At 71.6% G+C, this 21,530-nt stretch carries 21 protein-coding genes; 11 read left to right on the top strand and 10 right to left on the bottom strand.

The window, feature by feature from the left end; all coding sequences use genetic code 11:
• Positions 1 to 84: 84 nt before the first annotated feature.
• Complete coding sequence (locus ACFWRV_RS09870) at positions 85 to 771, bottom strand: bifunctional DNA primase/polymerase (protein ID WP_384331357.1); 687 nt, start codon at positions 769 to 771, stop codon at positions 85 to 87.
• A 290-nt stretch (positions 772 to 1,061) separates the two neighbouring features.
• Between ACFWRV_RS09870 and ACFWRV_RS09865 the strand changes: the two genes are divergently transcribed.
• A complete protein-coding gene (locus ACFWRV_RS09865) occupies positions 1,062 to 2,444 on the top strand; it encodes a transcriptional regulator (RefSeq protein ID WP_384330922.1) in 1,383 nt (460 codons plus the stop codon).
• A 188-nt stretch (positions 2,445 to 2,632) separates the two neighbouring features.
• On the top strand, positions 2,633 to 4,240 hold the full coding sequence (locus tag ACFWRV_RS09860; protein ID WP_384330919.1) for a hypothetical protein: 1,608 nt from the start codon (positions 2,633 to 2,635) through the stop codon (positions 4,238 to 4,240).
• Positions 4,241 to 4,260: 20 nt separating this feature from the next.
• On the opposite strand, the gene ACFWRV_RS09855 is transcribed toward ACFWRV_RS09860, so the two are convergent.
• Positions 4,261 to 5,532 carry an ABC transporter substrate-binding protein gene (locus tag ACFWRV_RS09855; RefSeq protein WP_384330916.1) on the bottom strand — a complete coding sequence of 424 codons (1,272 nt, stop codon included), beginning with the start codon at positions 5,530 to 5,532 and terminating at the stop codon, positions 4,261 to 4,263.
• Positions 5,533 to 5,706: 174 nt separating this feature from the next.
• On the opposite strand from ACFWRV_RS09855, the gene ACFWRV_RS09850 reads away from it, so the two are divergent.
• Entirely contained in the window at positions 5,707 to 6,153 is a 447-nt protein-coding gene (locus ACFWRV_RS09850; protein ID WP_103507901.1) for a hypothetical protein, read from the top strand.
• Between the two features lie 28 nt (positions 6,154 to 6,181).
• On the top strand, positions 6,182 to 7,078 hold the full coding sequence (gene purU / locus ACFWRV_RS09845; RefSeq protein WP_384330913.1) for a formyltetrahydrofolate deformylase: 897 nt from the start codon (positions 6,182 to 6,184) through the stop codon (positions 7,076 to 7,078).
• A gap of 54 nt (positions 7,079 to 7,132) precedes the next feature.
• On the opposite strand, the gene ACFWRV_RS09840 is transcribed toward purU, so the two are convergent.
• Complete coding sequence (locus tag ACFWRV_RS09840; protein ID WP_384330910.1) at positions 7,133 to 8,722, bottom strand: zf-HC2 domain-containing protein; 1,590 nt, start codon at positions 8,720 to 8,722, stop codon at positions 7,133 to 7,135.
• Positions 8,719 to 9,312, bottom strand: a complete 594-nt coding sequence (locus ACFWRV_RS09835) for an RNA polymerase sigma factor (RefSeq protein WP_384330907.1) — start codon at positions 9,310 to 9,312, stop codon at positions 8,719 to 8,721. The genes ACFWRV_RS09840 and ACFWRV_RS09835 overlap by 4 nt, the downstream gene beginning before the upstream one ends.
• A 340-nt stretch (positions 9,313 to 9,652) precedes the next feature.
• On the opposite strand from ACFWRV_RS09835, the gene ACFWRV_RS09830 reads away from it, so the two are divergent.
• On the top strand, positions 9,653 to 10,027 hold the full coding sequence (locus ACFWRV_RS09830; protein ID WP_384330904.1) for an STAS domain-containing protein: 375 nt from the start codon (positions 9,653 to 9,655) through the stop codon (positions 10,025 to 10,027).
• Positions 10,028 to 10,201: 174 nt separating this feature from the next.
• Here ACFWRV_RS09830 and ACFWRV_RS09825 read toward each other — a convergent pair whose 3' ends face one another.
• The 4 genes from ACFWRV_RS09825 to ACFWRV_RS09810 form a co-directional block, all read right to left on the bottom strand.
• On the bottom strand, positions 10,202 to 10,531 hold the full coding sequence (locus ACFWRV_RS09825) for a contact-dependent growth inhibition system immunity protein (RefSeq protein WP_384330901.1): 330 nt from the start codon (positions 10,529 to 10,531) through the stop codon (positions 10,202 to 10,204).
• Positions 10,532 to 10,745: 214 nt separating this feature from the next.
• Positions 10,746 to 11,267 (bottom strand): hypothetical protein, encoded by a 522-nt coding sequence (locus ACFWRV_RS09820; RefSeq protein ID WP_384330898.1) that lies wholly within the window; start codon positions 11,265 to 11,267, stop codon positions 10,746 to 10,748.
• Between the two features lie 66 nt (positions 11,268 to 11,333).
• On the bottom strand, positions 11,334 to 11,735 hold the full coding sequence (locus tag ACFWRV_RS09815; RefSeq protein ID WP_384331354.1) for an RNase A-like domain-containing protein: 402 nt from the start codon (positions 11,733 to 11,735) through the stop codon (positions 11,334 to 11,336).
• Positions 11,736 to 11,960: 225 nt separating this feature from the next.
• Positions 11,961 to 12,743 carry a hypothetical protein gene (locus ACFWRV_RS09810; protein ID WP_384330895.1) on the bottom strand — a complete coding sequence of 261 codons (783 nt, stop codon included), beginning with the start codon at positions 12,741 to 12,743 and terminating at the stop codon, positions 11,961 to 11,963.
• Positions 12,744 to 12,872: 129 nt separating this feature from the next.
• On the opposite strand from ACFWRV_RS09810, the gene ACFWRV_RS09805 reads away from it, so the two are divergent.
• The gene (locus ACFWRV_RS09805) at positions 12,873 to 13,394 is read left to right on the top strand and encodes an EF-hand domain-containing protein (protein WP_030709502.1); all 522 of its coding nucleotides are present in this window, start codon (positions 12,873 to 12,875) and stop codon (positions 13,392 to 13,394) included.
• 61 nt (positions 13,395 to 13,455) lie between these two features.
• Here the strand turns inward: ACFWRV_RS09805 and ACFWRV_RS09800 are convergent, their stop codons facing one another.
• Entirely contained in the window at positions 13,456 to 15,027 is a 1,572-nt protein-coding gene (locus ACFWRV_RS09800) for a class I adenylate-forming enzyme family protein (protein ID WP_384330892.1), read from the bottom strand.
• Between the two features lie 179 nt (positions 15,028 to 15,206).
• On the opposite strand from ACFWRV_RS09800, the gene ACFWRV_RS09795 reads away from it, so the two are divergent.
• From ACFWRV_RS09795 to ACFWRV_RS09780, 4 genes are all read left to right on the top strand, one after another.
• Positions 15,207 to 16,406: an amidohydrolase family protein gene (locus ACFWRV_RS09795; protein WP_384330889.1), complete on the top strand. Its 1,200-nt coding sequence runs from the start codon at positions 15,207 to 15,209 to the stop codon at positions 16,404 to 16,406.
• Between the two features lie 14 nt (positions 16,407 to 16,420).
• Positions 16,421 to 17,578, top strand: a complete 1,158-nt coding sequence (locus ACFWRV_RS09790) for an acyl-CoA dehydrogenase family protein (protein ID WP_384330886.1) — start codon at positions 16,421 to 16,423, stop codon at positions 17,576 to 17,578.
• Positions 17,579 to 17,585: 7 nt separating this feature from the next.
• The gene (locus tag ACFWRV_RS09785; protein ID WP_384330883.1) at positions 17,586 to 18,599 is read left to right on the top strand and encodes an acyl-CoA dehydrogenase family protein; all 1,014 of its coding nucleotides are present in this window, start codon (positions 17,586 to 17,588) and stop codon (positions 18,597 to 18,599) included.
• A gap of 407 nt (positions 18,600 to 19,006) precedes the next feature.
• Entirely contained in the window at positions 19,007 to 19,507 is a 501-nt protein-coding gene (locus ACFWRV_RS09780; RefSeq protein ID WP_384330880.1) for an ATP-binding protein, read from the top strand.
• 27 nt (positions 19,508 to 19,534) lie between these two features.
• On the opposite strand, the gene ACFWRV_RS09775 is transcribed toward ACFWRV_RS09780, so the two are convergent.
• Positions 19,535 to 20,461 carry a cyclase family protein gene (locus ACFWRV_RS09775; RefSeq protein WP_384330878.1) on the bottom strand — a complete coding sequence of 309 codons (927 nt, stop codon included), beginning with the start codon at positions 20,459 to 20,461 and terminating at the stop codon, positions 19,535 to 19,537.
• Between the two features lie 84 nt (positions 20,462 to 20,545).
• Here ACFWRV_RS09775 and ACFWRV_RS09770 point away from each other — a divergent pair, with 84 nt between their 5' ends.
• Positions 20,546 to 21,460 carry an SDR family oxidoreductase gene (locus ACFWRV_RS09770; RefSeq protein ID WP_384330875.1) on the top strand — a complete coding sequence of 305 codons (915 nt, stop codon included), beginning with the start codon at positions 20,546 to 20,548 and terminating at the stop codon, positions 21,458 to 21,460.
• Positions 21,461 to 21,530: the final 70 nt, after the last annotated feature.

Here is a 21,530-nt window from a genome sequence, read left to right as displayed (position 1 = left end):
TCTCGATATCCCCACGTGGTGGGGACCACCCTACGAAAGGCGCCCGGCGAAGGCCTCCGGCGTCCTGCGAGCCCTGACGAGGCCCTACGAGGTCCGGGCGCGGGCGTCGGCCGCCTCCCGGGCGCAGGCGTACGCCAACGGGCTGATCAGCTCGTCCACATCGGGCAGCCAGCGGTTGGCGTGGGTGGGCCTGCGGGCCCACTGGACGGCGCCCCGGCCGCCGACCCGGGTGGGCGGCGCGGCGATGTAGTGGCCCTCGCCGCGGCCGGTCAGATCGATCGTCTCCGCGTTCCAGCCGAGCGCGCGCACCAGCTCGGCGGCCTTGGCGGCGGCCCCGGGCAGCACGAAGAACAGCATCCGGCGGTCGGGGGTGCGGGTGACCGGGCCGAGGGTCAGGTCCATCCGCTCCATCCGGGCCAGCGCCAGGAAGCCCGCGGACTCGGGGACCTCCAGCGCGTCGAAGGCCCGGCCGGCCGGCAGCAGCACCGATGCGCGGGGCTGCCGGGTCCACATGCGCCGGGCCGCGGCCCCGCTGCCGGTCGCCTGGCCCGCCCAGTCCGGCCGGTCCGCGTGGGCGCCGGGCAGGACGCAGCCGGCGTCGCCGCACGAGCACCGCTCGCCGCCGCCCACCGCCTCCAGCCAGGTGCCGGGGAACACGTCCCAGTGACGCTCTTCCGCATACCGCACCGCGGCGTCGAGCAGCGGCTCGCTCCGCTGCTGGGGGACCTGTGCGGCTTCCGTGACTTTGATGGGCTCTTCCACGCCCAGCACAACTCCCGCCGTCACCTGGGGTTACGGCCTCCCCTGAACCGGGGCCCGGCGCATCGATCCTGCACGCGGGGCGCACCGGTGCACGGGCGGGGGCGCGCGGGAGGCGTCGCACCGAAGGGCGGGTAACCACCTCCAGGACCGCCGCCCAGGACCGCTCCCGGGCCCGCGCGACGGTGCAACGCGCCATGTCCGTACCGAATGCCGATGGAATATGCGCATTTCTTGTGTATGTGCCGGGCAGTGATCCCTTCCACCGATCACTGCACATAACCGATGCTTCAGGGGGACATATGGCTGCAAGGCCTCTCGTAGCCCGCCAGCCCAACGAACGGCTCCAGACGCTCATCCAGGAGGCCGCCTGCTCCAACGCGGGCCTCGCGCGCCGGGTGAACATGGTCGGGGCCGAGCGGGGGCTCGATCTGCGCTACGACAAGACCTCGGTCGCCCGGTGGCTGCGCGGGCAGCAGCCCCGGGGCCGCGCCCCGGGGATCATCGCCGAGGCGCTGGGCCGCAAGCTGGGCCGTACGGTCACGATCGACGAGATCGGCATGGCCAACGGCAAGAACCTGGCCTCCGGCGTCGGTCTCCAGTACGCGCCGACCGTCGCCGGGGCCGTCGAGCAGGTCTGCGAGCTGTGGCGCGGCGACGTGGGCCGCCGCGATCTGCTCGCCGGGTCGGCGGTCGCCGCGTCCGCGCTGGTCGAGCCCAGCCGGGACTGGCTGATCTCGGGGCCCGACGCCCAGGTCGAGCGGGCGGCGGGGGCCCGGGTCGGGATGTCCGACGTCGAGGCGGTGCGGGCGACGACCGCCGCGCTGACCGACCTCGACCACCGTTTCGGCAGCGGCCACGTGCGGCCGGTGCTCGTGCACTACCTCAACAGCGTGGTCTCCGGGCTGCTTTCGGGGGCGTACCGGGAACAGGTGGGGCGGGAGCTGTTCGGCGCGGTGGCCCGGCTCACCGAGCTCGGCGGCTACATGGCGGTCGACACCGGGCAGCCCGGCCTCGCCCAGCGCTACTACATCCAGGCGCTGCGCCTCGCCCAGGCGGCGGGCGACCGGGCGTACGGCGGCTATGTGCTCGCCGCCTCGATGAGCCATCTCGCCGCCCAGCTCGGCAACCCCCGCGAGATCGCCCAACTGGCCCGCGCCGCGCAGGAAGGGGCCCGGGGCCAGGTCACCCCCCGCGCCCGGGCGATGTTCTACGCGGCGGAGGCCCGGGGGCACGCGCTGCTCGGGGACGCCCGCACCTGCCACGCGGTGACGGGGCGGGCGGTCGCCGCGCTGGAGCAGGCCGACCCGGACACCGGCGACGACCCGGTCTGGATCCGGCACTTCGACGCGGGCTACCTCGCGGACGAACTGGCCCACTGCCACCGGGACCTGGGGCAGCCGCACGAGGCCGCCCGGCGGGCCAAGGAAGCGCTGGCGGCGCTGCCGGAGACGCGGGCCCGGCGGCGGGGCATCGCGCTGGTGCTGCTCGCCTCGGCCCAGGTGCAGCAGCGGGAGGTGGAGCGGGCGTGCCATACGGGGACCCGGGCGATGGAGCTGCTGTCCACGGTGCGCTCCAGCCGGGGCGCCGAATACCTCGACGACCTCCAGCAGCGGCTCACGCCCTACGGCGAGGAGCCCGCGGTGCGGGAGTTCGGCGAGCGCCTGGAGCTCCAGGCGGCGTGAGGAACAGGTGGTCGTCGGCGCGGTCCGGGCCGTGTTCGCGGCGGTCCGGCCATTAACAGCGTCGTGGGGCCACGGGGTGTTACCCGCCCTGTGAAGGGGTCGTGAGGGGCACCACGCGCTTGGCGGAGGCGGGCGACCACCCGATAGCGTGAGCCGACGATTCCGTAGGTTCACACGTAGGAGTCCCGGTGACGCAGAGCGGACAGGGCGGACAGGGCGGCGAGCACCAGCTCCCCGCCGCACGACCCGCGCACGAGGGTGTCGTGCTGCCCGCCGACGGCGGAGCCCCCTGGACCCCGGGGACCCCCGCGGCCGGGCAGGGTGGACAGGGCGAGCAGGGGGCTCCCGCGGGCGGCGAGCCGTGGGGGCAGCAGTGGGGGCCGCAGGCCGCCGGGGCGCCGCAGCCGGAGCAGCAGACGGGCTACGGCTACCCGCAGCAGCCGGAGCAGCAGGCGCAGGGGGGCTACGGCTACCCGCAGGCGCAGGGGTCCTACGGCTACCCGCAGGCGCAGCCCCTGCCGCCCGCGCAGCAGCAGCAGGGCCCGGAGGCGTACCAGCAGCCGCAGCAGCCCGGCTCGTACCCGCAGCAGCAGCAGGCGCACCAGCAGCCCGGTGCGTACCAGCCGCACGGCTACCAGCCCCAGCACCAGCCGCAGCCGTACGCGCAGCCGCTGCCGCCGGAGGCCGGGCCCGGCGCGCAGGGCGCTCAGGGCGGCGGTCAGGGCGGCCACGGTGCTCCCGGCGGCGACGCGGACGCCACGCAGTACATCGCGCCCGTCCCCGGCGGCCCCGGCCCCGTGGGGCCGCAGCCGGGCGGCGGGGACGCCGACGCGACCCAGTACATACCCCCGGTTCCGGGCGGAGCCCCGTACGGGATCAGGCCGGGCGCGCCGGGGGACCGGCAGCCGCCCGCGGAGTTCGACAACCTGTTCCGCAACGACGAACCGGCGGGCGCCACGCAGCAGATGCCGCAGTTCGACGCGGGGCAGCCGCCCCCGTCCCCGTACCAGCAGCAGGGCTACCAGCCCCAGCAGCAGGCCCAGGGCGGCCCGTTGCCGCCGCAGGCGCCCGGTGGCTACCAGTCCGGTCTCCAGGGCTTCCAGGGCCGCGCGGAGCAGGACGGGCCGGTCCCGCAGCAGAGCGGCGAGGCCCCGCGCCGGCGGTCCGCGCACGTTCCGCTGATCGCCGCGGTCGTCGTCGCCTGTGCCGTCATCGGACTCGGCGCGGGCGCCCTGTGGAGCCTCGGCGGCGATTCCGAGGGGGACGACAAACAGCCGGTGGCCGCGCAGAGTTCACCGGCCGGGACGGAGCCCACGACCAAGGCGGCGCCGCCGGACCCGGCGAAGCCGCAGGCCGAGGCGCTGGACAAGCTGCTGGCCGACAGCAACAACAGCCGGGCCGCGGTGATCAGCGCGGTCGAGAAGATCAAGTCCTGCAAGGACCTGGACCGGGCCAACACCGACCTGAAGGGCGCCGCCCAGCAGCGCCGCGACCTGGTGACCCGGCTCGAAGGCCTGACCGTCGACAAACTCCCGCAGAACGCGGAGCTGACGGCGTCGCTGAACCGGGCGTGGAAGGCCTCGGAGGCGGCCGACGAGCACTACGCCACCTGGGCCCGGCAGGCCAAGAAGAACAAGTCCGTCTGCAAGGGCGGCCAGGCCCGGTCGACGAGCGAGACGGCCAAGGCCAACCAGCAGAGCGGGGTGGCCACCGAGGCCAAGCGCGAGGCGTCCAGGCTCTGGAACGCGATCGCGGCGAAGTACGCCCTGACCAAGCACACGCCCACGGAGCTCTGACCCCGAGGGCAGGACACCCTCTAGCTGCGCGGGGCGTCCGTCAGGGTGTCCGCCACGTCCACGAAGCCCTTCTTCTGGGCGGTGAGACGGCCCTCGCGGACCACCTGGAACGTCACCTTCGTATTGACGATGCGCGGGTAGCTCAACGTGCCGACCAAGTCCTTGAAGCGCCAGCGGAGCGTCGGGGTCAGGCCGCCGGTGTCGACCTCGACGCCTCCGTTGAGGGTGGCCACGACCCGGCCCGACGTGACGTCCTCGTCGCCGATCGCCCGTACCGCCGCCCGCAGCGCCGTGTACGCGATCCACGTCGTCTGCACGGCGGTGTCGTCCGCGTCGATGCGGTTGTCCCCGAAGGCGTACTTCCCGATCACGTCGCGCATCTCCTGCCAGCGCGCGTTCCTCGCGTCCGGGTACCAGCCGGTGACGTAGGCGCCCTCGAAGGGGCTGTTCCGGCCGCCCGTGCGGTCGATGAGCGGCTGGCTGACGCTGCCCAGCACGGACGAGATCCTGACCTGCTCGCCGTCCGGCTCCAGACGGCGGAAGGAGTCGAAGAACGTCTCCGTCCGGGCGCCGAGCACCGCCGTCACGCAGCCGCCGCCGGACCGCTCCAGCGCCTGCGCGGCCTGCTCGTCGTAGGACGTGGCGTCCAGGGGGGCCAGGATGTCGGTGGAGGCGGGCCGGTCGGCGGCCATCAGTCCGTTGTTGAGGAGCGGCGGCATACCGTCACCGCTGATCGAGTCGGGCCGCACCAGCGAGACGCGCTCGCAGCTGCCGCCCAACTGCCGCCCGTGACCGGCCAGCAGGGCCGACTGGCCGCCGTTGACCGGGTAGGAGAGGTAGCTGCTGAACTCCTCGGTGGAGGCGCCGTACCCGCCGATGTACGGGACGCCGCCCGCCTCCAGGGCGGGCATGAAGCTCTGGCCGTGGCGGCTGTAGGAACCGACGACGGCGGCCACCTTCCTGTCGACGGCCTCCCGCGCGCACCGCTCGGCGCCGAGCGGGGTGTCGCCCTCGTCGCAGACGACCACCCGCAGCTCGCGCCCGTCGATGCCCCCGGTGTCGTTGACCCAGCGGGCGTACGTCTGCGCCATCGCGGGCACCCCGGCCATCTTCACCGCGTTGATGTCCTCCGACCGGTCGGGCGCCCAGGTCATCACGGTGACGGGCTCCCTGGACCCCCCCGAGGCCCCAGGGAGCACACCGCAGCCGGACAGCAGCACCGCCCCCGCCGCCGCCGCGCTGATGACGCCAGGGAAGGGGCGGGGAAAGGTGGGGCGTCGCCGTCCGGTCATGGACCTGGACCTTTCCGGGCCCCGGGTAACGGCGCGGTGTGCGCCCCTCAACGGTCGGTGACATCCAGGTGAATTGCGGGGGCCCGTGCGGGGACGGTGTGAAGGAACGTACGATCGAGCACCGTGCAGCAAGGTTCGGAGAACTCTTCCCGTCGCGGCCGTCGCTCCTCCACCATGGGCGGCATGCCGCTCACTGACATGCCGTGGTGGCGCTGGCGCACCAACGTGCGCTCGGCGCTGCACATGCTCTCCGACCCCGTCTTCCACCACGAGTGCTGGCTCGCCGGCCGGGAAGGGTACGGCGACGTCACCGACGCCGTGTACCGCCTGGTCGAGGACACCTGGCTCGACAACTGGTCCGCCGAGAAGTACGTCGGCACCATATTCAGGGACTCCGCCGAGGCCGCCGCCGTGGACGCCGCCGCCCTGCGGGTGCTGCGGATCATGCACCAGGTCGGCGCGGACGCCCCCGTCTCCGCCTATCTGGAGCACCACGGCTGGCCCGAGGCCGTCCGCGCCGCCCGCGAGGCGCATGTGATGCTCGCCACCAACGACGCGGAGGATCCGGACATACCGCCGCGCTCGCTGGACGTCATCCGCATCATGACCAGGGCCGCCTAGCCGGCTGCGGGTGTGGCACGCTACGAGGATGACCGCGCCACAGCCCGCCTCCGCCGCCATCCCGGACGCCGCCGCGACCGAGCAGTACGTCCTCACGCTCTCCTGCCCCGACAAACAGGGCATCGTGCACGCCGTCTCCAGCTTTCTCTTCATGACCGGCTGCAACATCGAGGACAGCCAGCAGTTCGGGGACCACGACACGGGTCTGTTCTTCATGCGCGTCCACTTCTCGGCCGACGCCACCGTGACCGTGGACAAGCTGCGCGCCAGCTTCGCCGCGATCGGGGAGGCCTTCCGGATGGAGTGGCAGATCCACCGGTCCGCGGAGCGCATGCGGATCGTGCTGCTGGTCAGCAAGTTCGGCCACTGCCTCAACGACCTGCTGTTCCGTTCCCGCACCGGCGCGCTGCCGGTCGAGATCGCCGCCGTCGTCTCCAACCACACGGACTTCGCCGAGCTCGTCGCCTCGTACGGCATCCCTTTCCGGCACCTCCCGGTCACGAAGGACAACAAGCCGGAGGCGGAGGCGCAGCTGCTGGAGCTGGTCCGCGAGGAGGACGTCGAGCTGGTCGTCCTGGCCCGCTACATGCAGGTCCTCTCCGATGACCTGTGCAAGCAGCTCAGCGGCCGGATCATCAACATCCACCACTCGTTCCTGCCGAGCTTCAAGGGCGCCAAGCCCTACCACCAGGCGCACGCGCGCGGCGTGAAGCTGATCGGCGCGACCGCCCACTACGTCACCGCCGACCTCGACGAGGGCCCGATCATCGAGCAGGAGGTCGAGCGCGTCGGCCACGACGTGACCCCGGACCAGCTGGTCGCCGTCGGCCGGGACGTGGAGTGCCAGGCGCTGGCCCGCGCGGTGAAGTGGCACGCGGAGCGGCGCATCCTGCTCAACGGCCGCCGTACGGTGATCTTCGCGTAACCCCCGGGGGCGCGTCGGAGCCGGCTGAGCGACCGCGTAACCCCCGGGCGCGCGTCAGAGCCGGCTGAGCGAGGCCGTCGCGAACAGCACGTCGCGGATGGCCTCGCGGTCGCCCTCCTGGCCCGCCGCCGCTTCCACCGGCGAGATGCGGCCCGCGACGAGCCGGCAGAACTCGACCCCGTCCAGAGCCACCTGCGCCACCGCGAGCTCGGGTGCGCCGACGGCGGCCGGTGAGTCCAGGGCGATGTACCAGTCGCCTCCGCCGTGGCCCTCGATTTCCAGATGGAGCGAGCGGCCCGGTGCCCCGGCCGTGACCAGGTCCTTCGCCGGTCCCGCCAGTCCGGCGCGGCGGCGCCCCGCGAGCGCGGCCGGGAGCAGCCGGGCCGCCAGGTCGATCATCCGGTGCAGATGGGCCGCGGACGGGGCCTGATACGGGTAGTCGACGGCGTCGGCGATGTCCCCGCCGTGCACCCAGCACTCGAAGGCCCGGTCCAGCAGCGCGTCCTGCAGCGGCAGGGCGAAGGCCCCGTAGGAGACGGACGTCTCGGCGACGTTCCGCCCGCCGAAGGACGCCGTACGGATCAGCTCGTGGCTCTGGGCCCGCCAGGGCTCGTGGACGGCCCGGGTGGGCGGCCGGCGCGTCGCCGACCAGTACGTCTCGGTGCGCTCGGTGGGGTCGAGCGGAGCTTCGCCGCCGTCGAGCGGGTCGTCGAGGCCGAGTGCGGCGGACAGCAGCCCGTCGACCGCCATCAGGTGGCCGATCACGCCGGCGACCGTGGTCCTGCGGTTGACCTGGCGTTCCTCCTCGAACCACTGAAGGCGCACCGGCGCATGCCATTCGGAGTCCCCGAAGTCGCGGAGCAGCGCGTCGATCCGGGCGGTCTCGGCGTCGTACGGGGCGGCCCACTCCGGCACCGGGATCCGGGCCGGGCGGCGGCCCAGGCAGCCGTCCATCACCCGGGTGCGCAGCGTCGGGTCGAGGTCCAGGGAGCCGTCGGTGTGCAGCAGCCCCACCGCGTCCCGCAGCCGCAGCGCCTCGTCCGCGCACGGGGCGCACCCGGTGAGGTGGTCCTCCACTGCGGCGGTCTCCTCGGCCGAACAGGCGGACAGCGCCCAGGCGCCGAGGAGGGCCTTGAGCACCTGGTGGGGGAGGACCGGGTCGGAGGTCATGGACGGCTCCGGGGCGAGACCAGGCCAGGACGGCGGGGTACTGCCCGGCCAGGACTCGTGACTGGGCTCGGGCCCATGACTGGGCTCGGGCTCGTGGCGCGGCTCGGGCCCGGGACCGGTCGGCTCCGTGGCGGCAGACCGGGGCTGAAGCCCCGGTTCTGGCTCGGGCTCACGCTCCGGTCCCGGTTCCGGCTCCGGGTGACGGCGGGCAGGATCAAGGATGTCCCGCTGGCCGTCGCCCGCATCAGGGGTCTCCGGGTGGCCGTCGCCCGCATCAGGGGTCTCCGGGGCGAGGCTCGCCGGGGCGTCGCCCGGTACGGCCTCGTCCGAGGTGGTCCCGCCGGGCGGCGGCAGCGGCGGCAGCGGCACGGACTCCAGGTCGAGGTCGTCCGCGGCCCAGCGCGGGCCCGGTATCCGGCGGGCGCGCCGCACCTCCTCGTCGCCGCCCTCGCTCTCGCGTCCGCCGCCCGTCACCGGACCCGTCCGTAACCGGGTGGCGAGGACCCTTCGAGCGGGCGGGCGTTCGCCGTGGAGAGGAGCTGGAGCCCCAGCCGGAGCCGGCGGCGCGCCTCGTCCTCGGTGACCCCGAGATCGGCGGCGGTCTGCCGGTAGTCCCGGCGATGGATGTAGGCCAGCTCCAGGGCCTGCCGCAGCGGTGTCGGCATCGAGGAGACGATGTAGTCGGCGCGGGCGGCGGCCGTGGCGCTGCGCACCCGCCGCTCCAGCTCCTCCGGGTCGGGCACCGCACCCTCGCCGTGCTCCGCCTCGTAGCTGGAGGCCGCCGCGCGGCGCAGCCGCTGGACGGACTGGCGGTGGGTGAGACGGGCCACCCAGGAGCGCATGGAGCCCTGCTTCGGGTCGTACGCCTCCGGGTTCTCCCAGACCTGGGCGAAGACCTCGCGGGTCACCAGGTCGGCGGCGTCCTCGTCGTCGAGCATCCGGTGCGCCTGGCTGTGGACGAGGGCCGCGAACCGGTCGTAGAGCTCGCCGAGCGCCGCCGCCTCGCCGCGGGCCAGCCTCTGCTGCATCCTGCGGTCCCAGCGGGGCGCCGTGTCCTTCGCCATGAACCCCCCAGCTCCCGGCTCTGTCGCCCGGCTGTCGCCCGGCTCCGTGATCCACCCTGTGCCCGTGAGGACCGAATGTAGTCCGCCGGGTGTGCGACGCACGTGCCTTTGAGGCAACTCTTTTCCCGCGGTACGTGGCCGACGACGGTAGTCGATTTTCGGCCCGGATGCCTCCCTGACCGCTCTGAGCAGCGGAAACGGGCCGAAGTGCGCCTTTCCGCCGGAAACCCCCTGGGCCTGGATGGGCGCGTCGGTGTTTCATGGCGGTGCGGTTGGGCAGCCGCGAGGAGGAACGGAAACTTCCGGTACTGCCGGGAGCCCCGGAACGAGAGGTCCAGTCGTGACGCTCAAGGTGGACGAGGCGGAGCAGGGCTCCTGGGCCGTGCTGCGCATAAGCGGTGAACTCGATCTGGTGACCTCGCCCGTCGTGCGGCAGTCCGTCCACGAGGCGGTGGCGGAGGGGCAGCACGATGTGGTGCTCGATCTGTCCGAGGTGTTCTTCTGCGACTCCAGCGGCGTCGGTGTGCTGATCGCCTCGCGCCGGCTGATGAAGTCCTGCGGCGGCCGGCTGCGGCTGATCCTCCCGGCCCGGGGCGCGGAGGACGGTTCGCACGTCAACAAGGTGCTCGGCGCACTCGGCGTGCGGCGCCTGTTCGACGTGTACCCCGACGCGCTGTCGGCCACCGACGAGGAGTGCAGGCCGCTGAGCGCCTGAGCGTACTGGAGATACCGGACTCGGCGCGCGTCCTGGGCGTCAGCTCGTCCTCCGATACGTCCGGGCCGCCATAAGGAAAGGGAAATCTACGCCTCGCTACCCCTCCAAGCCCCACCCGCGCCACAAAGGTGGAAACGTTCCCTGACAGACAGCGGGACGTCCGCCTGGGGTGATTCACTTGTCGTATTCGGGCCTGGCCGCCGCTAGCTGCTCCACCACATCCTGGAGCCAGCCTTCAACACTCAGTGGGACCGGGGGCTCGACCTCCATGCCGAGTTCGCCCACACCGACTGCGTAGTCGTGATCCTCTAGCCTCAGGGCCAGCAATTCATTGATCTCGCCGACCAATCGGGCGGTGAGCTGAGGATCAACATGTGCCCTGTAGTCGCGGATTGCGTCATCGTGGCCCGGGAATTCGTCGGGCATGTCCTGCGAGAACCAACCGCCGAGGAACTGCCCCAGCTCCGCGAAGCGGGCGTGCCACTCCCAGTGAGTCTGAGGCATGGTCGGCCGCGGCACGTTGCCGGACTCGATGCTGCCCGCGCCCGACGGGTTCCTCGCGGGATGGCCAAGCAGCCTCGATGGTGAGCCTCGGGCGCGTGTCCTGGGCTAGCCAGCGATGTACGGCCTGCTCGTTACGCGTGACCACCTGCTGGGTGCACCACTGTGCGGTCGCGCGGTCGGGATAGGTGGCAGAACGGGTACGCACGGGAGATCCTCAGTCGATGGTGAAGCCCCAGAAAATGCCGACTTCCGTGGCGGAGACAGCGATTACACCGCAATCCATTACATGGTCGGTGAAGCCCTCGTATACCCCCTCTCGGCGGAACATGTCGGCGTGGGGGTTATTTCGCGCCGACACCGCATTGGTGAAAAACAAGGCGTCTTCCCCGAACCTTGCCAGGATCGCCTTCGCGTGACCGGTCAGTTCAGCCTCGCGTTCATGAAAATCTGGGATGTCGTTCGCTTGGAACCACTCACCCTGGAGGGTGTCCATGATCTGTTCGGCACCCCTCCTGGCCACAGGGAATGCGCCGATGAAGTCGTTGTGCGTGACTGCACCGAAGGGGCCGTTCGGCCCGGAGCCGTAAATACCCCCTTCAGGGCCCAAGACCCGTCTCGACCAGCCACGCGGGTCTTCCGTCACCAATTGCATCACGCCGAGGGCGTCCAGTCGCCAGTCGGCGTGTCGCCGCGCGCCCGCAGCTGCGAACATCCCTTCTCCGAAGAGTGCATGCAAGGAACGGCTCCACGAAGCAGCGTCAATCCGAGTCAACAGTGGTACCTCAGTCTGCAAAATCGCGCATTACGGGTGTTGGGTCTTGTCCGTAGGCATTGAAGTGAGGACGACGAACGGCGGGGTGCTTCCCGGGTTGGGCCTCAGGACGACCCGAACATTGGTTACGTCACGCGCGCTGGTGTCGCCTCGGTCCCATGATCTACCTACTGTGTCGTTCGTCGTCAGGAGGAGTGATCGGGACGAGTTGGGTCCAGGGTTACCCGCGAGCCAATTGTCGATCTTCCTCTGGTTCGATGGTTCGTCCAAGGCTGCCTGAGTATACCGTTGCGCGTCCGAAAGGGTTTCGAACGAAGAAACGGCCTCGGGGCGAATGCCCGAAGGTCGGACGATTTGCTGGTCCCTCAATCTTTGTTCGAGTTGCTCATCCGTTTTCCCCACGTGCTTGTCCACGACATGAGAACCGACCATGCCTTCCTGGTTCGCGAGGTCGAGCGGGTATTTGTGATTGCTTTCATCGTCCCCTGCTACGGTGTAGAGCGGATCATCCTTGAAATCGGTCAACGCGCGGGCGCCAAAAGAATCCGCCCGCGCCGACTCCGCCTGGAACGTAGGGGCGCTATCGTATGCTTCATCCAAAGCTTCGTGCAGCTTTTTTAGCTCGACGACTTGGCGTTGTACGCGGTTGTTGTATGCCTAGACCGTCGCGTTCATTGCTGCCTCGTCCACCTCAAGGGCGAAACCCTCCGCAAAACCTTTTCCGATATTAAGGAGGCCCTTGCCGAGACCGTCACTCGTGTCGATGAGCGACAAAGCCTTGACAACGGCCTCGTAGTAAAGCCTGCGAATGTCGTCCCGCACATCCTCCGCGGCAATCGCCCAAGCACCCAGAGCGTCGCTCACGACGTCACAGGTCTTGACCATCACGTCCATGACGGGGTGGCTACCCGGTTGACCGGGCTGCGCGGAGTCATGTCTCCACCCGTAGCCCTCGCGGTTCTTTCCCCTAGCGCTCGTGCCCCAGACAGCGCTGCAGAATTGCCGCATCGCCGCGGCCCACTCACCGTTCGATCGATCGGTGTAGTTGTGCACGGCGCTGCTCAGGTTTCCGTCCGTAGTGGTGACGGCCATGCTCGCGGACACCCAGGCAACGGACAGGTTGTCCAGGCCCAGGTAATCGGGCAGCGGCATGATCTCAGCCGCCTTACCCATGCGGTAGGCGTCCTCCAGAAGGGGCCTGATGATTGCCAGGGCGCCGGTCTCTACTGCTTCCAGTGCCAACTGGAAGACGTCCTGACTTTGGTCGATGTCCGCCCACTTCAGGTCTGTTACGGACCCGTAGTTCGGCGGCGTGTCTATCACGGTCGGTGGAGGCCGGGTCTGTGCCGGGGCACCCGACGGATCCGTGGCGGCGTCGGCAGTCGCATAGTTGTTCGCGGTCAGGGCGAAGCCGACCGCGGCACCTCCGACGCTCGCCACCGACTTGGCCCACACCTCGATGAAACGGTCGCCCGCCCCCGCGGGCCCGGCCGCCTCCGATGCGAGGTTGTCACAGAGGAACAGCTTCTCGGTGACACGTGGGGCCCTCCGGCGACGTACGCTCCCCGCATGGACAGCGCAGAGTACGAGCGAAAGATCGCGCACCGCTTCGCCGCCTTCGACCAGGACGGCAACGGCTACATCGATCGCGCCGATTTCAACGCCGCAGCAGCCCGTCTGCTCACCGAGTTCGGTACGACGGCCCGCTGCGACAAGGGGCAGGCGCTCTACACCGGGGCCGAGGCGTTCTGGCAGGGCATGGCGGGGATCGCCGATGTGGACGGGGACCAGCGGGTCACCCGTGAGGAGTTCGTGGGCGGGGCGGTGAAGCGGCTCCGGGACAATCCCGAGCGGTTCGCCGAGATCGCGCGGCCGTTCCTGCGGGCGGTCATCGCGGTCGCGGACGGCGGGAACGACGGCAGAGCGTCGGTGGCGGACGTGGAGCGGGCGCTGCGGGTTCTCGGCGCCAGCGCCGAGATCGCGGGCGTCGCCGCACAGAGCCTGGACACCGACCGGGACGGGAAGGTCGCGGAGAGCGATGTGGTGTCGGCGCTCGCCGTGTACTTCACGGTGATCGAGCCGGACGCGTAGCGAACCCCGGGCGTTACGGGGACGGCGCGCCGCCCCCGTAACGCCCCCTGCGCCGCCTCCCTCACCCGCCGAACCGTTCCCGCAGCTGGTACTTGAGCACCTTGCGCAGGGTCTCGTTGCGGGGCAGGGCGTCCAGCAGCTCCAGCTGCTCGGGCATCTTGTGGACGGAGAGCCCCGCGCCGCGCAGGTGGGCGGAGAGCCCGGCCAGGGTCAGCGGCGGAGCGCCGGGCGGCTGTTCGACCACCGCGCAGACGCGTTCGCCGCGTTCGGCGTCGGGGAGACCGATCACCGCCGCGTCGGCCACGCCGGGGTGGGTGTGGAGCAGGTCCTCGATCTCCTTGGCGGAGATGTTCTCGCCCTTGCGGATGATGATGTCCTTCAGCCGCCCGGTGAGCGTGAGGTGTCCGCTCTCCCGGAGCCGGCCCAGGTCCCCGGTGATCAGGAACCCCTCGGCGTCGAAGGCCGCCTCGCCGGCGGCGGCGTCCAGATAGCCACGGCAGACCGCCTCCCCGCGCAGCCGTACCTCGCCCTCCACGCCGCACGGGAGCGGCTTGCCATGCTCGTCGGTGATCCGGATCTCCATGCCCTCCGGTGGCCGCCCCTCGGTCAGGGCCAGGTGCTCCGGGGTGTCGTCCGGGGCGCCCATGGTGATCATCGGGACCTCGGTCATGCCGTAGCCGTGGGTGAGCTGGACGCCCATCTCCCGCACCACAGCGTGGTAGACCTCCGGCGGCTTCGGCGCCCCGCCGCCCGCGAGGAGGCGGAGGGAGGGGATGAGCGGCGTGCCCGGCTCCTTGCGCTGCTCGGCCAGGAACATCGCGTAGAACGCTGTCGAGCCGCCCGCCACGGTCACCCCGTGCCGTCGGTACTCCGCCAGCGCCTCCGGCAGCGCGAACTGCTCGAACATCACCGCCGGGAACCCGTACAGCAGCAGCATCACCGTGTAGTCGGGCCCGGCGACATGGGCGTACGGGAACGCCATCGAGCCCACGTCGTCCGCCAGGAGTCTCAGCGCGTGGGCCAGGCACGAGCCGCCCGCGATCAGCGAGCGGTCGGTGTGCAGGACGCCCTTGGGGTCGGACGTGGTGCCTGAGGTCCAGTAGATCCAGCGGACCTCCTCGCCGGAGGGCTTCTCCGGCGGGGGCGGCAGGATCGTCGGGTCGCCGTCGGGGAGGATGTCGTAGGCCTCGAAGACCCTTGGCGGGTCCGGGAGTTCACCGGCGATCCGCTCGGCCATCGCGGTGTGGTCGAAGCCGCGCCAGACGCCCGGCACGGCGAAGAACGCGGCGCCCGACTCCCTCAGCGCGAACCGCACTTCGCGGTCCCGGTAGAACGGGATGACCGGACTCTGCACGGCCCCGAGCCGGGTCAGGGCGAAGGAGAGCAGGGCCGTCTCCAGCCGGGTCGGCAGCTGCCAGGCGACGACGGTTCCCGCCCGTACGCCCATCCCGTACAGCCCGGCGGCCACCCGCTCCGCGCGGTCCCGCAGCTCGCCGAAGGTCAGGCTCCGGTCCTCCTGGAGCAGGACCGGGCGGTCGGGGGTGAGGGTGGCGCGGGCCTCGATCAGCTCCCAGAAGGTGCGGGAGGCGCCCAGGGTGCGGGCGAGCGCGGTCACGTCGTTCACGGCGGTCACAGGGGTCCCTCCGAACTGACGATCAGTCAGATATTGCGGAGAGCGTAGGGCTCCGCGCCTTGTCGGTCCAGGGGTGCGGGGCTAGCCTGAGTGCCGCCAGTGCATCTGACGGACCATCAGAAAGTGCCCGCACCCGGGGAGTCGCCCGGTGCGCGGGTGCGCGGAGGGGACGGCACACCATGACGGACACGGAACTGCCTCGGATCGTCAGCGTCGACGACCATGTGATCGAGCCCGCGCACCTCTTCTCCACCTGGCTCCCCGCGAAGTACCGCGAGCGCGGACCGCAGCCGCTGACGGCGGGCATCGGGGAGCTGGCCTACACGGGCGGGAAGTACGTCATCACGATGGACCAGGACGGGCCGCCGACCGACTGGTGGATCTACGAGGACCTGAAGTTCCCGTACAAGCGGAACATCGCCGCCGTCGGCTTCGACCGCGACGACATGACCCTGGAGGGCATCACCCGGGCCGAGATGCGCCCCGGCTGCTGGGACCCGGCCGAACGCCTCAAGGACATGGACCTCAACCACGTCGAGGCCTCCCTCTGCTTCCCGACCTTCCCGCGCTTCTGCGGGCAGACCTTCGCCGAGGCGCACGACAAGGAGGTCGCCCTCGCCTGTGTGCGCGCCTACAACGACTGGATGGTCGAGGAGTGGTGCGGCGACAGCGGCGGCCGGCTGATCCCGCTCTGCATCATCCCGCTCTGGGACATCGGCCTGGCCGTCGCGGAGATCAAGCGGAACGCGGCCCGGGGCGTGCGCGCGGTGACCTTCTCCGAGATCCCCACCCATCTCGGCCTCCCGTCCATCCACACCGGCTACTGGGACCCGTTCTTCGCCGTCTGCCAGGAGACCGGCACGGTCGTCAATATGCACATCGGGTCCAGCTCCCAGATGCCCGCCGCGTCCCCGGACGCCCCGCCCGCTGTGCAGGCCTCGCTCTCCTTCAACAACGCGATGGCCTCGATGATGGACTTCCTCTTCAGCGGGGTGCTGGTGAAGTTCCCGACGCTGAAACTGGCGTACAGCGAGGGCCAGATGGGGTGGATCCCGTACGCCCTGGAGCGCGCCGACGACGTCTGGGAGGAGCACCGGGCCTGGGGCGGGGTGCGCGATCTGATCCCCGAGCCGCCGTCCACGTACTACTACCGGCAGATGTTCTGCTGCTTCTTCCGCGACAAGCACGGCATCTCCGCGCTCGACGTCGTCGGCCGCGACAACGCCACCTTCGAGACCGACTACCCGCACGTGGACTCGACCTTCCCGCACACCAAGGAGGTCGCCCTCGACCACGTCAAGGGACTGGACGAGGAGACCGTCCACAAACTGATGCGCGGAAACGCGATCCGGATGCTCGGCCTGGACCTGGACAAGTAGGCGGGGGCAGGGCGGTGGATCTCGTGTACACGGAGGCCGAGGAAGAGTTCCGGCGGCGGCTGCGGGAGTGGCTGGCCGCTGTCCTTCCCGGCCTGCCCGCGAAGCCCCCGCCCGACGACTGGCCCGCGCGCCGGGCGTACGACAGCGCCTGGCAGCGGATGCTGTACGAGGCCGGGTACGCGGGTCTGCACTGGCCGGTGGACGCGGGCGGGCAGGGGGCCACCCCGACCCAGCACCTGATCTACCTGGAGGAGACGGAGAAGGCGGGCGCGCCCTACGTCGGGGCCAACTTCGTCGGCCTGCTGCACGCCGGGCCGACGATCGCCGCCGAGGGCACGGCCGAGCAGCGGGCCCGCTGGCTGCCCCCGGTGCTGCGCGGCGACGCGATCTGGTGCCAGGGGTTCAGCGAGCCGGACGCGGGCTCCGACCTGGCCGCCCTGCGGACCCGGGCGGTTCGCGACGGCGACGACTACGTGATCAGCGGCAGCAAGATCTGGACCTCGCACGCCGAGGTCGCCGACTGGTGCGAACTGCTGGTGCGCACCGACCCGGACGCGCCCAAGCACCGGGGGATCAGCTGGCTCGCCCTGCCCATGGACGCGCCCGGCATCACGGTCCGGCCGCTGCGGACGCTCGCCGGGTCCGCGGAGTTCGCGGAGATGTTCCTCGACGAGGTCCGGGTGCCGGTACGCAACCGGGTCGGGGCCGAGAACGACGGCTGGCGGGTCACCATGGTCACCCTCTCCTTCGAGCGCGGCACCGCCTTCGTCGGCGAGGTCGTCGCCTGCCGCCGCACCCTGGACGGGCTCGCCGACGAGGCCCGCCGCAACGGGCGCTGGGACGATCCGGTGCTGCGCCGGCGGCTCGGGCGGCTGAACGCCGAGTTCCGGGCCCTGTGGCGGCTCACCCAGTGGAACGTGGCGGAGTCCGAGCGCACGGGAGGCGTCCCCGGCATCGGCGGCTCGGTCTTCAAGCTGCGCTACTCCGGGGCCCGCCAGGAGCTGTACGAGGCGGCGGCGGAGGTGCTGGGCGCGGCGGACGCCTTCGACCTGGACCGGGAATGGGTCCTGGACCGGCTCTCCTCCCTCTCCTACACGATCGCCGCGGGCACCTCGCAGATCCAGCGCAACATCGTCGCCGAGCGCATCCTCGGCCTGCCGAAGGGGCGCTGAGGCCACCGTGGACTTCCAGCTCTCGGACGACCAGCGGGCCCTGCGGTCCGGTATGCGCGACCTGCTCGGCGCGGTGTTCGACCGGGACCGCCTGCGGGCTGCGGTGGACCGGGGCGGGGCCCTGGACCGTTCGCTCTGGCGGGAGCTGGGCGCGGCCGGGTTCTTCGCGCTGCGGCTGCCGGAGGAGGCGGGCGGAGTGGGTCTCGGGCTGCCCGAGGCGGTGCTGCTCTTCGAGGAGGCGGGCCGGGCGCTGCTGCCCGGCCCGCTCGTCGCCACGCACCTGGCGGCGGGCCTGGTGAAGGGGGCCGCGGAGGGCGAGGCGGTGGTGACGGCCGTGGACGGCGACCTGCCGGTGGCGCATCTGGAGGGGGCGGACGCGGTGCTGACAGGCGCCGACGCGCTCACCGGGGAGGCGCTGCGGGACGTCGTGGCCGCGGCCCGGCCCGTACGGTCGATGGACCCGCTGACACCGTTGCACCGGGTGGCGGGGCGTGCGGCAGCCACGGAAGCGCACCCCGGCGCACTCCGCCAGGAGACCGCACTCCGCGACGAGGCAGCGCTGCTCACCGCCGCCGAGCAGCTCGGCAGCGCCGCCCGGTCGACCGAGGCGGCCGTTCAACACGCCGGGGAACGCGAGCAGTTCGGATCACCCGTCGGATCGTTCCAGGCGGTCAAACATCTCTGCGCCGACATGCTCGCCCGCACCGAACCGGCCCGCGCCGCCGTGTACGCGGCCGCCGTGACCGGTGACCCGGTGGAGATCGCGGCGGCCAAACTGCTCGCCGACGACGCGGCCGTACGCAACGCCCGCGACTGCCTCCAGATCCACGGCGGGATGGGCTTCACCTGGGAGGCAGATGTTCACCTCCACCTGAAACGGGCCTGGCTCCGGGCCGCGTCCTGGCTCACCGGGGCCGGGGCCGAGGAGCTGCTCGCGGCCGATCTGGGGGTCGCGGGACCGCGTCCCGGCAGCTCGGGGGCGTACGGCCGGGGGGTTCCGGAAGCAGGGGGCGGAGGGTGACACAGCGCATCCGCCCGGTGTCGATACCGGCTTGTGTCCTTTGCGTGATTCGTCACCGGGTGGAGTCGGGGCCCGGCTCGGGTACGCTCCGTGGGATGCGAGTGGTTCTGGAACCGGGCGATCCGGGGGCGGCCTGTGCGGCGGCTCCGGTCCGGAGCGAGGGCTCTCGCCGGAGATGTGCCGGGCCTGCCCGAAGAGCGTTTCTCGCAGTCTCTGCGCGCTCCTGTTCGACTCCCCGCAGCGTGCGTCGCACAGTATGCACCACGCGTACTCCTTCGCGCTGGAATATGCCCGAAGCGCTTGTTGCGGTGACTGTACGTCAACCATGCTGTCGCGTAAGGGAATCACGTTCCGTGACCCTGAGGAGGCGCGAGGCGATGTGTCCGCCGGTTCGGATGGTGTGAGCGGTGCAGGTGCTTCAGGTTCAGCTGGAGGTCGGTCCGGATCCCGCAGAGGTGGGGCGGGCCCGTAGATGGGCGCGGTCGCGCCTGGTCGGTTCCGGGATAGGGGATGACGAGCCGCTCGCCGAGACGCTCATCCTGCTGATCTCGGAGCTGGTCACCAACGCCGTCGTCCACACGGGCTGTCCCGCTGTGCTGCGGATGCTCTTCGGCGGGGCCGGGGCCTCCGGAGCGGCCGGGACCGTCCGGGTCGAGGTCGCGGACGCCAGTGACTGCCCGCCGCTCCAGCGGCACGCGGAGGGCGAGGACACGGGCGGCCGGGGCCTGGAGCTGGTGGACGGGCTCGCGGACCGCTGGGGCTGGCTGCCGGAGGGCGCCGGGAAGCAGATCTGGTGCGAGGTCGACCGGAGCGGCCCGGTCCGGGCCGCGGACGTGCCGGCGGTCGTGATCCAGGGCGGCGAGGCGTGCGAACCGCCCTCCTGCCTCTTCACCGACAACCTGGCCTGAGACCCGCGGGCCCTTCCCCGGGGCCGTTCACAGGACCGCGACCGGGGCGACCGGCGAGCCGGTGGCCCCGGCGAACGGCTCCGGCGCCGCGCTGAGCAGGAAGGCGTACCGGCCCTCCTCCGCACAGGCGTCGGACAGCGCCTCCAGGTCCCAGTTCTGGCCCTGGAGCATGCCCATCTCTACCAGGTGCAGCGCGTGCACCGGCATCCACAGGTCCTCGATCTCCGGCGGGAAGATCTCGAAGGTCAGGGTGTCGTTGGCGACGGCCGCCACATCCCGGGCGTGGAACCACTCGGGCGTGCGCACCGAGAGCCCCGGCGACGGATAGCCGTAGGCGCTCCGGTCCCCGGCCAGCGCGAGGCGCACCTGCCCGGTCCGTACGAGCACGATGTCCCCGGCCCGTACGGTCACACCCCCGAGTTCCTCCGCCGCGACAAGGTCCTCCGGAGTGACGGCATGATCGCCCGGCAGTTGGTCCACCTCCCGGGCGCGGGCCACGTCCAGCAGCACCCCGCGCGAGACGAGGTGCGCCACGGAGGCGATCGAGGAGTACCGGGCCCCGCCGTGGGCGGTGATCGTGTCCGCGGGGCGGCCGTTGTAGATCTTCCCGCTGTGCGAGACGTGCGTCAGGGCGTCCCAGTGGGTCGAGGCCTGAAGCCCCATCGTGACGGCGTCGTCGCTGGTGGCGACCGTGCCGGGGCCGAAGATCTCCTGATTGATCTGGACCATCGTGTGCAGCGGATTGATCCGGCCCGGGATGAGCCCGCTCTGCACCCCGTCCTGCCGGAGCGGCAGGGCGAGCGGTATCCGGCGGCCGGTGCGGACGGTGGTGACGGCCTCCCGGACGACGGCGTCGGTGATCAGGTTGAGCGTCCCGAGCTCGTCGGCCTCCCCCCAGCGGCCCCAGTTGTTGACGCGCTTCGCGATCTCGTGGAATTCGGCCGGCAGGGACATGGGGGCCTCCTGGGTCTTGTGCCGGGGTGTCCGACTGCCCGTAAAATCTAACGGTCCGTCAGAAACCGCGGGAAGGGGCCGGGCATGGGGAACTTCTTGGCAGGCAGGGTGGTCGCCGTGACGGGGGCCGGCCGGGGCATCGGCCGGGCGGTCGCGCTCGCCGCGGCGGCGGAGGGGGCGCGAGTCGTCGTCAACGACTACGGCGTCTCCGTCGAGGGCTCCGAACCGACCAGCGAGGTCGCCCGGTCCGTCGTCAAGGAGATCGAGGCGGCGGGCGGCGAGGCGGTCGCGGTCGCCGACGACATCTCCACGATGGCGGGCGGGCAGCGGATCGTGGACACGGCTCTGGCGGAGTACGGCCGGCTCGACGGGGTCGTCTGCGTGGCCGGGATCCTCCGTGAGCGGATGCTCTTCAACATGTCCGAGGAGGAGTGGGACCCGGTCCTCGCCACCCATCTCAAGGGCACGTTCACCGTCTTCCGGGCCGCGTCGGCGGTGATGCGGAAGCAGGAGGGCGGGGGCACGCTGATCGGCTTCACCAGCGGCAATCACCAGGGCAGCGTCTCCCAGGCCAACTACAGCGCGGCGAAGGGCGGGATCATCTCGCTGGTCCGCAGCGCGGCGCTGGGCCTGCACAGGTACGGGGTCACGGCGAACGCGGTCGCGCCCGTCGCCCGGACCCGGATGTCGGCCGGGGTGCCGATGGAGCTGAAGGAGATCGGGGAGCCGGAGGACGTGGCCGCGCTGGTCGTCTACCTGCTGAGCGAGCGGGCGCGGGCGGAGCGGATCACCGGGCAGGTCTACACGATCGCGGGCCCGAAGATCGCGGTCTGGGCCCAGCCGAGGGAGTTGCGGGCGGCGTACGGGGAGGGGCCGTGGACCCCGGAACGGATCGCGGACTTCCTGCCGGGGACGGTGGGCGCCGATCCGATGCCGATGCTGGCGCGGGTGGAGGAGATGGCGGCGGCGGCGAGGTCGGGGGACCGGCCGAACCGGTGACCTCCCGCGGGGGTCCGCCCCCGCGCCCCGGGGGGGGGCTACGCGGGGCGGGGGCATAAACTGGCCACAC

Source organism: Streptomyces sp. NPDC058576 (assembly GCF_042718715.1).
Classification (GTDB): domain Bacteria; phylum Actinomycetota; class Actinomycetes; order Streptomycetales; family Streptomycetaceae; genus Streptomyces.
The sequence above is the reverse complement of the archived record's forward strand: the minus strand, read 5'-3'. Positions and strand labels throughout refer to the sequence as shown.